This window comes from Streptomyces sp. NPDC058964 (assembly GCF_042741275.1).
GTDB lineage: Bacteria > Actinomycetota > Actinomycetes > Streptomycetales > Streptomycetaceae > Streptomyces.
Window position 1 is genome coordinate 1 of sequence record NZ_JBHYKH010000127.1, and the last position, 8,861, is coordinate 8,861.

At 72.6% G+C, this 8,861-nt stretch carries 7 protein-coding genes, 1 other RNA gene and 1 pseudogene; 5 read left to right on the forward strand and 4 right to left on the reverse strand.

The genetic code is table 11. The features are described 5' to 3' along the window. Positions 1-146: 146 nt before the first annotated feature. Positions 147-929: a peroxide stress protein YaaA gene (gene yaaA / locus ACFW2E_RS17865; protein WP_384467407.1), complete on the reverse strand. Its 783-nt coding sequence runs from the start codon at positions 927-929 to the stop codon at positions 147-149. Positions 930-1,005: 76 nt separating this feature from the next. On the opposite strand from yaaA, the gene ACFW2E_RS17870 reads away from it, so the two are divergent. From ACFW2E_RS17870 to rnpB, 4 genes and pseudogenes are all read left to right on the forward strand, one after another. Beyond that, complete coding sequence (locus ACFW2E_RS17870) at positions 1,006-2,475, forward strand: RNB domain-containing ribonuclease (protein ID WP_384467409.1); 1,470 nt, start codon at positions 1,006-1,008, stop codon at positions 2,473-2,475. Between the two features lie 105 nt (positions 2,476-2,580). Then, complete coding sequence (locus tag ACFW2E_RS17875; protein ID WP_384467411.1) at positions 2,581-3,405, forward strand: AraC family transcriptional regulator; 825 nt, start codon at positions 2,581-2,583, stop codon at positions 3,403-3,405. 82 nt (positions 3,406-3,487) lie between these two features. After that, positions 3,488-4,204: pseudogene (locus ACFW2E_RS17880) on the forward strand (DMT family transporter); the annotation flags it as partial. Between the two features lie 115 nt (positions 4,205-4,319). After that, an RNA gene (gene rnpB / locus ACFW2E_RS17885) (RNase P RNA component class A) lies at positions 4,320-4,723 on the forward strand. Positions 4,724-5,053: 330 nt separating this feature from the next. On the opposite strand, the gene ACFW2E_RS17890 is transcribed toward rnpB, so the two are convergent. After that, entirely contained in the window at positions 5,054-5,599 is a 546-nt protein-coding gene (locus ACFW2E_RS17890) for a DoxX family membrane protein (RefSeq protein ID WP_384467413.1), read from the reverse strand. A gap of 140 nt (positions 5,600-5,739) precedes the next feature. Between ACFW2E_RS17890 and ACFW2E_RS17895 the strand changes: the two genes are divergently transcribed. After that, positions 5,740-6,066 carry a nuclear transport factor 2 family protein gene (locus tag ACFW2E_RS17895; protein WP_384467415.1) on the forward strand — a complete coding sequence of 109 codons (327 nt, stop codon included), beginning with the start codon at positions 5,740-5,742 and terminating at the stop codon, positions 6,064-6,066. A 132-nt stretch (positions 6,067-6,198) separates the two neighbouring features. On the opposite strand, the gene ACFW2E_RS17900 is transcribed toward ACFW2E_RS17895, so the two are convergent. Beyond that, positions 6,199-6,978, reverse strand: a complete 780-nt coding sequence (locus ACFW2E_RS17900) for an ABC transporter ATP-binding protein (protein WP_384467417.1) — start codon at positions 6,976-6,978, stop codon at positions 6,199-6,201. Between the two features lie 95 nt (positions 6,979-7,073). Beyond that, positions 7,074-8,525, reverse strand: a complete 1,452-nt coding sequence (locus ACFW2E_RS17905; RefSeq protein WP_384467419.1) for an ABC transporter permease — start codon at positions 8,523-8,525, stop codon at positions 7,074-7,076. Positions 8,526-8,861: the final 336 nt, after the last annotated feature.

The following is an 8,861-nucleotide window of genomic DNA, read 5'->3' on the forward strand; positions in this document are numbered from 1 at the left end:
GTACGGCGTCGGCGGCGTCCTCGACGACCACGACCGGGACGACAGGCGCTAGCTCCAGCGGAGATGAGGGCATGCCGCTCATCCTGCCCGCGTGCTGCAACATGCGCAAAAGCCATTGCGCATGTTGCAATGGCCGGCCGGGGGTGTCAGTGAACCTCCGCCACCAGCACATCCAGCGACCAGGCCTGCCCCGCCCTCGCGGGCGCCGCCGCCTCCACGACGTACCCGAGATCGCGCAACGCCTCCACCAGCCGGGCCGGGTCCTCCGGCGCGGCCCCCGACGACAGCAGGCTCCGCACGATCCGCCCCTTCGTCGCCTTGTTGAAGTGGCTGACCACCTTCCGGGTCGGCGCGTGCAGCACCCGCACGGTCGCGGTCCGCCCGGCGACCTCGCCCTTCGGCTTCCAGGCCGCCGCGTAGGCGGAGGAGCGCAGGTCGAGCACGAGTCCGTCGCCGGCCACCTCGGGCAGGACCGAGGCCATGGGGGCGCGCCAGTGCGCGCCCAGGGCCCCCAGTCCCGGCAGCCGCACGCCCATCGAGCAGCGGTAGGAGGGAATCCGGTCCGTCACCCGTACGGCGCCCCACAGCCCGGAGAAGACCAGCAGCGAACGCGCGGCGCGCCTCTTCGCGGCGGTGTCGAGCGAGGCCAGGCCGAGGGCGTCGTACAGGACACCCGTGTAGACCTCCCCGGCCGGGCGTGCCCCGGCCGTCCGCAGCTCCGCGTTCTTCGCGACCTCGCCCCGCAGCCCCTCGCTGAGCCCGAGCACCTCACGCGCCTTGTCCTCGTCCCCCGCGCAGAGCCCGACCAGCTCGCCGAGCACGGCCTCGCGGGCCTCGCGCAGCCCCGGAAGAGACAGCGACTCCGGCTTCAGGGGCGCGCCACGACCGGAAGCGGCCTTGCCTTCGGAGGGCGGCAGCAGGACAAGCACACGTACTCCTTCGATAGAGCTGTTCCGCGCCAGCGTACGGCGTGCCGCCTCCCCGCCCCCGCCCTACTCTCAACACATGCCCCGCCGCCACATCCGCGTGACCGGCGCCCCCGAAGCCCCTCTCCGGGCCGCCCTCACCGCGCTCCGTGCCCGACTCGGAATCCCCCCGAACTTCCCGGCCGAGGTCCTCGCCGAGGCCGAGCCGGCCGCCAAGGCGCCCGTCCTGCCGTCGTACGACGCCACCGGCATCCCCTTGTTCACCGTCGGTTCTCCCGCCTCCACCGAGCTCGGCCAGGCCATTCACCTGTCACGGCGGGACGGCGGCCATCGCCTCCGGTACGCCGTAGCCGACATCGCCGCCTTCGTCGTACCCGGCGGAGAGCTGGACGCGGAGACCCACCGGCGGGCGACCACCCTCTACTTCCCGGACGGAAAGGTCCCGCTCCACCCCGCCGTCCTCGGCGACGGAGCCGCGAGCCTGCTGCCGGGCCAGGACTGCCCGGCCGTCCTGTGGACCATCGACCTCGACGCCGACAGCGCCACGACGGCCGTCGACGTGCGCCGCGCCCTGGTCCGCAGCCGCGCCAAGCTGGACTACGAGGGCGTGCAGCGGCAGATCGACACGGGGACCGCCGAGGAACCGGTAGCGCTGCTCAAGGCGATCGGCGAGGCCCGCCAGCGGCTGGAGACCGAACGCGGCGGCATCTCGCTCAAGGTGCCCGAACAGGAGGTCGTCGAGCGCGACCACAGCTACCTGCTCACCTATCGCGCCCCACTGCCCGCGGACGGCTGGAACACCCAGCTCTCCCTGCTCACCGGTATGGCCGCGGCCGACCTGATGCTGGCCCACGGCACCGGAGTCCTGCGCACCCTCCCGGCGGCCCCGGACGGTGGGGGTCCCCCCGCCGGAGCGAAGCCGAGAGTGGGGGACGTGGCCCGGCTGCGCCACATCGCGCACGCCCTGCGCATCGACTGGCCGCACCACGTGTCGTACGCGGCACTGGTCCGCTCCCTCGACCCGCACCGCCCCGACCACGCGGCCTTCCTCCAGGAGTGCACGACCCTGCTGCGCGGCGCGGGATACGCCGTCTTCCGGGACGGCGCCCTGCCCGCCATCACCACCCACGCCGCCGTCGCCTCCCCCTACGCCCACTGCACGGCCCCGCTGCGCCGCCTCGCCGACCGCTACGCCAACGAGATCTGCCTCGCGGCCGCGGCCGGGCAGGCCCCGCCCGACTGGGTGCTCTCCGCGCTCGACGAGCTGCCCCGGCGGATGGCCGAGGGCTCACGGCTCGCGGGGACCGTGGAGCGGGAGTGCGTCGGCATCGTCGAGGCCGCGCTGCTGAGGGACCGGGTGGGGGAGGTCTTCGACGGGTGCGTGGTGGACGCGGACGATCACCTGCCCTCCGTGGGCAGCGTGCAGGTGGAGTCGCCCGCGGTGATCGGCCGGATCGAGGGCGACCGCCTGCCGCTGGGGGCGCGGCTGCCGGTCCGGCTGATCCGGGCGGACCCGGCAACGGCCAAGGTGCTGTTCGCGCCCGCATGAGCGCCCCCGTCCGCCCGGACCCGTCCGCCGGCCGGCATGGAAAGGGCCTCGAACGCGTTGCACCCCGAAGGAGCGCGCAAGCGTGAACGCACAAGGGGGCGTCGGATGCCGGAGCAGGCGCGATGGACGAGGGCACGGCTGGGGCGTTGCGGACCCCGGCTCGACCTCCTGACGGCCCGCTTCGACAAACACGTCTACGCCCCGCACGCCCACGACGAATTCACCATCGGCGTCTGTGTCGGCGGCTCCGAGGTGATCGACTACCGCGGCGGCCACATCCGCACCGGACCGGGCTCCATCGTCGTGCTGGCCCCCGGCGAGGTGCACACCGGTGGCCCCGCCACCAGCACCGACGGCTACGCCTACCGCGCCCTGTACGCCGACCCGGCGCTGCTGGCCGAAGGCACCCTCGGGGGTCTCCCGCACTTCCGCGAACCGCTCCTCGACGACCCCGAACTGGCCGCCGCGTTCCGGACCGCCCACACCGAACTCGCCCGCTGCCCCGACCCCCTGGAGGCCGAGGCCCGCCTGCCGTGGCTGCTCACGGCCCTGGTCCGGCGCCACTCCACGGCGCGGGCCGTCTCCGACCGCCTTCCCGGCGCCGGCGCGATAGCGCACACCGTCCGCGACCGCCTGGCCGACGAACTGCTGGAGCCGCCCTCGCTGGCCGCCCTCGCCGCCGACCTGGGCATGTCCCGCTACCAGCTCCTGCGCGCCTTCCGTACGACGATGGGCATACCCCCCTACGCCTGGCTGGCCCAGTACCGGGTGACCCGGGCCCGCACCCTCCTGGAGTCGGGCCTGCGCCCGGCGGAGGTGGCACCCCTAGTGGGCTTCGCGGACCAGGCGCACCTCACCCGCTGGTTCCGCCGGGTGCTCGGAGTGACCCCGGCGGCCTATCGCAACAGCGTTCAAGACACCCCGTGGTGAGCGGACCGAGACTCGCCGTATGACTGCACGTGGCTGGTTCCTGTTCTCCCTGATGGGAGTGGTCTGGGGCATCCCCTATCTGATGATCAAGGTGGCGGTGGACGCGGTGTCCCCGTCCATGGTGGTCTTCACACGCTGTGCGCTGGGCGCGGCGCTCCTGCTCCCGTTCGCGCTGCGCCAGGGCGGCCTGGCCAGGACCGTACGAGCGCACTGGCGCCCCATGCTGGCCTTCGCGTGCATCGAGATCATGGGCCCCTGGTTCACCCTCACCGACGCCGAGCGGCACCTGTCCTCCTCCACGGCTGGCCTGCTGATCGCGGGGGTCCCGATCGTCGGCGTCCTCCTGGCCCGCTTCTTCGGCGAGACGGAACGGCTGGGCATCCGCCGGGCGACCGGGCTGGCCCTCGGCCTCGCGGGCGTGGCGGTGCTCACGGTCCCCCACCTCACCGGCGGCGACGCGCGCTCGCTCGGCGAAGTGTTCCTGACCGTGCTGGGCTACGCGACGGCACCCCTGATAGCCGCGCGCCGGCTGAAGGACGTCCCCACCCTCCAGCTCACGGCCCCCTGCCTGGCCCTGGCCGCCCTGGTCTACGCCCCCGCGGCCGTGGCCACCTGGCCGTCCGGGGTGCCCTCCGCCCAGGTCCTGGCCGCCCTCGTGGGTCTCGGCGTCATCTGCACGGCGGTCGCCTTCGTGGCGTTCCTGGAACTGATCAAGGAGGCCGGCCCGACCCGCGCCACGGTCATCACCTACGTCAACCCGGCGGTCGCGGTGGCGGCGGGCGCGCTGTTCCTGGACGAGCCCCTGTCGGCCGGCATCGTCGTGGCCTTCACCCTGATCCTCGCGGGCTCGGTGCTGGCGACGGCAGCAGGCCCGAGGCGACCCGCACGCCCGCTAACATGGTCCACACGGCAGACGAGCCGGGCGGACGGCCGCGTGGAGTCCCCGTAAGGGGGCTTCCCGAGGAACGTCCGGGCTCCACAGGGCAGGGTGGTGGCTAACGGCCACCTGGGGCGACCCACGGGACAGTGCCACAGAAAGCAAACCGCCCGGCGCTCAGGTGCCGGGTAAGGGTGAAACGGTGGTGTAAGAGACCACCAGTGCCCAGGGTGACCTGGGCAGCTAGGTAAACCCCACCCGGAGCAAGGTCAAAAGGAAGCACCCCGGTGCTTCTGCGCGGACGTTCGAGGGCTGCCCGCCCGAGTCCGCGGGTAGACCGCACGAGGCCGGCGGCAACGCCGGCCCTAGATGGATGGCCGTCGCCGGAGGGTCCGCGAGGACCCCCCGGAACAGAACCCGGCGTACAGCCCGACTCGTCTGCCGCCACCTGCGGCTTTGCCTGGGAAAGGACCGGCGCGGGCCCCGTCGAGGGCTGCGGGCTGAGGCCGGTACGGCCGGAGGATCGCCTTGAAGGGTCGTCTGGCGCCGGCAGCCAGTTGGCCTCGTGCCCGGGGGCGGGGTGGTCCCGCTGCAGGTGGAGGCCGAGGGAGCCGTCGGGTCGACGGAGTAGCCAGGTCCACAGGGCGTCGATGGAGGTCCAGAGGTCGGGGAGTTCGGTGGGGGGCGGCGCGCGTGTCCTGATCGGTCATGCGGGCAGCCTGCCACGGCACGGGAACCGGGCCCCGGGTCTCCGGTTTCCCGGCCACTCGGCTACTCGTCGAACAACGACTCCTGCTCGCCTTCCTTCTCCCGCCGCACCCGCATGTTCCGCGTCCCCACCACCACCGCCGTGACCGCGGCCGTCACGCCGAGGGCCGCCGGGACCATCCAGCCGCGGTCGAAGACATGGCCGAAGGCATGGTCGAGGGAGAGACGGCCGGGGCCCGCGACGGCGAGGCCGGCCGCGGCCAGGCCCAGGGTCGCCGCGTACTCGTAGCCGCCCTCCTGGGCGAAGAAGCCGTTGGGCATGTGCACCGCGGCCGCGCCCGTCATCGCGCCGGCCGCCGCGGCACCGGCGGCGGGCGTGGCCAGGCCCAGCGCCAGCAGCGTGCCGCCGCCCGCCTCCGCGAACCCCGCCGCCGTCGCGCTCGCCTTGCCCGGCGAGTAGCCGACGGACTCCATGAACCGACCGGTTCCCTCGATGCCGTGCCCGCCGAACCAGCCGAAGAGCTTCTGCGCGCCGTGCGCGGCGAGCACGCCGCCGGTACCCAGGCGGAGCAGCAGCAGGCCCACATCACGTCGGTCGTAACAGTTCACGGTGACTTCCCATCGCCACGGGCGGACAGCAGGAACAAGGTCCCCCCGGGTGTCCACCGTCGCATCCGGCACACCTGTACGGCCTTTCCGGGGCGCCGTTCGGGTGGCGGGGCCGGGGGAGCGGTGTGAGTCTGACTGCCATGACGATTCAGACAGCCAAACTCAGCGATCCGGCCGTCCGGGCCTTCGTCACCGCCGTCAACGCCCATGACCGCGAGGCCTTCATGCAACTCCTCGCTCCCGGCGCGACCATGGCGGACGACGGCTCCGACCGTGACCTCGCGGACTGGATCGACCGGGAGATCTTCACCTCCCACGGTCACATGGAGGTCGACAGGGAGGCCCGCGGGGGCCGCACGCTCGTCGCCCGGTACAGCAACGACACCTGGGGCGAGATGCGCACCAAGTGGGACTTCGTCGTCGCGGACGACGGCCGGATCTCCCGTTTCGAGACCGGACAGGCCTGACAACGCCAAGGCGTCCGTGGGGACTTGCCCTCGTGTGCGCTCCAACTCCTGGCGGGGGCCGCTCACGGCGGGGCAGCCGGCCGAGGCCGACCGGATACCGGGGGGTGAACGGCCCCGACGGGAGCGGGCGGCTCAGTGGGCCTGGCCGCCGTACTGGACGTACGGCTGCTGCTGACCGTCGTACTGGACATGCGGCTGCTGCCGCGGGCCGCGGGCCTGCTGTGCGTACGGGCCGCCGCCCTGCTCGGTGAGCGTGATCCGTCCGGCCTCGATCGTGGCCAGGCGCGGGGCGCGGCGGGCGATCGACGAGTCGTGGGTGACCATGACGAACGTCAGCCCGTGCTCCCGCCACAGGCCCTCCAGCAGGGCCATGATGCCGTCGCGGGTGCCCTCGTCGAGGTTGCCGGTGGGCTCGTCGGCCAGCAGCACCTTCGGCTTCTTGACCAGCGCGCGGGCGATGGCGACCCGTTGCTGCTGACCGCCGGACATCTCGGACGGGACGTGACCGAGGCGCTCGCCCAGGCCCACCGAGCGCAGGGCCTCGGCCGCGCGCTCGCGGCGCTCGGCCGGCCGGACGCCGAGGGGGACCAGGGCCGTCTCGACGTTCTCCTGCGCGGTGAGCGTCGGGATGAGGTTGAACGCCTGGAAGATGATGCCGATCTTCTCGGCGCGCAGCCGGGTGAGCCTGGCCTCGCCGATGGTGGCCAGGTCGACACCGTCCAGTTCGACGCTGCCGGAGGTGGGGCGGTCCAGGCCCCCGATCATCTGCAGGAGGGTGGACTTGCCACCGCCCGTGGGGCCCTGGATGACGAGCTGGTCGCCCTCCTCGATGGTGAGGTCGATGCCGCGCAGCGCCTCCACCGTCTCCTTGCCCCGGGTGTAGCGCTTGGTGACGCCGGTGAGTCTGTACATGGGTGCTCCGTGAGTAGCGAAGGCGTGAGTGAGGGGGAAAGGGGCGGGACGCCGCGTCCCGGGGGGAGTGGAGACGGCGCCCCGGCTCTGGGGTGTCAAGAGACGCTGCGCAGGGCGTCGGCGGGGCGCATCCGGGAGGCGCGCCAGCCGCCCATGGCGCCGGCGGCCAGACCGCCGGTGACCGCCAGGCCCACCGCGAGCGCGATGGTGGTCGGGGAGACGGGCGCGGTCAGCGCGATCTGCAGGGTGCTGGAGGCGGAGAGCTGCCCGGGGCCGCCGCCCGGTCCGCCCGTGCCGCCGCCCGGACCGCCGGTGCTGCCGAGCTGCGCGGTCAGCTTCGGGCTGATCGCGGTGACGGTGCAGGCGGCCGCGATGCCGAGACCGATGCCGAGGGCGCCGCCGATCAGACCGTTGACCATGGACTCGCCGACCACCTGACGGGTGACGTTGCGGCTCGGCCAGCCGAGCGCCTTCAGGGTGCCGAACTCGCGTACGCGCCGGGACACGGCGGAGGAGGTGAGCAGCGCGGCGACCAGGAAGGCCGCGGCCAGCACCGCGACGGACAGCCACTTGCCGACGCCGGAGGCGAGGCCGGAGGCGGTGGACAGCGAGCCGGAGACGGTGGACGCCAGGTCGGAGGACGTGGTGACCGTCGTACCGGAGATGCTGGCCTGGATCTCCTTCTTCACGGCGGAGATCCGCTTGGAGTCGGTCGCCTTGACGTAGATCGTGGTGACCTTGTTCTTGGCGTCGGCCAGCGTCTGCGCCTGCTTCAGCGGCAGGTAGACGTCGGTGGTGGACTCGCTGCTGCTGGGCGTCGCGACACCGATGACCGTGTACTCGGTTCCGGAGATCTTGAAGGCCGAACCGACCTTGTACTTCTTCGTCTTGGCGTACGACTTGCTGATCACCGCGGCCCTGGCGTCGGTCTGCGACGCGGTGAACGTCCTGCCCGAGGTGATCTTCATCGAGGCCAGCGGGCCGAGTTCCTGGTCGGTGACGTCGACGCCGGCCACGGAGTAGTTGTTGACGTCGAAGTCGGCGCCGCCGCCCTGGACCTGCGGCCGGCCGCCGCCGCTGGAGCTGCCGCCCGGACCGCCCTGGGCCTGGCTGTCGCCGGAGCTCTGCGCCTTGCCCTGGGTGAAGGAGCCGTCGACCTTGGTGACGTTCAGGGAGAGGGCGCCGACCGCGCTGTCCACGCCCTTCTGGGCCGAGACCTCCTCGACGATGGAGGACTTCAGGGCCTGACCGCCCTGTGTCATCACCCGGTCGGAGCTCTGCGTGGTCTTGCTGCCCGACTTGGCGTCGAACTTGAAGTCCGGGCCCTGCGAGCTGCCGGCCTCGGGCGCCGACCGGGCCTTGGTGACCGTCATGTCGGTGCCGAGGCCGTAGAGCGACTTCAGGACCTTGTCCTGCGCCTGCGTCATACCGGCCGACACCGAGCTGACGGTGATGACCAGCGCGATACCGAGCGCCAGACCCAGTGCGATCACCAGGGCCGCCTTCTTGCGGCGGCCCAGTTCGCGCTTGAGATAGATGCCAAACATCCCGTTCCTCGAAGGTTCTTGGCGCCCGCTGTGGGCGCGGCCACAAAACTATGGAGGAACCTTTGAGGCGAACTGAGCAAAAGGTGTGTCAGAGCTGAGAAAGCAGGGTACGGACTCAGATTTTCATAAGACAGTAAATTCCTGGGCCGTAGAGGGCCTCCTGCCAGGAAACCCCTGTTGAGTGCGGTGTACGGTCCCGGGATGCGCGATTCCTCTCGGCTCACCCGGCGTGCCGCTCTCGGTCTGACGGCCGCGGGGCCGCCCCGCGCCGGGGCGCGCCCCCCCCCCCCCCCCCCCCGCGCGGGGGGGGGGTGGCGGGCGCGCCCCCGCGAGCGC

Bases quoted from the DNA above. Each gene is read 5' to 3' on its own strand.
- ACFW2E_RS17905 (WP_384467419.1), bottom strand. From the start codon at position 8,525: ATGTTTGGCATCTATCTCAAGCGCGAACTGGGCCGCCGCAAGAAGGCG.
- ACFW2E_RS17875 (WP_384467411.1), top strand. From the start codon at position 2,581: ATGCCGGAGCAGGCGCGATGGACGAGGGCACGGCTGGGGCGTTGCGGA.
- ACFW2E_RS17895 (WP_384467415.1), top strand. From the start codon at position 5,740: ATGACGATTCAGACAGCCAAACTCAGCGATCCGGCCGTCCGGGCCTTC.
- ACFW2E_RS17870 (WP_384467409.1), top strand. From the start codon at position 1,006: ATGCCCCGCCGCCACATCCGCGTGACCGGCGCCCCCGAAGCCCCTCTC.
- ACFW2E_RS17900 (WP_384467417.1), bottom strand. From the start codon at position 6,978: ATGTACAGACTCACCGGCGTCACCAAGCGCTACACCCGGGGCAAGGAG.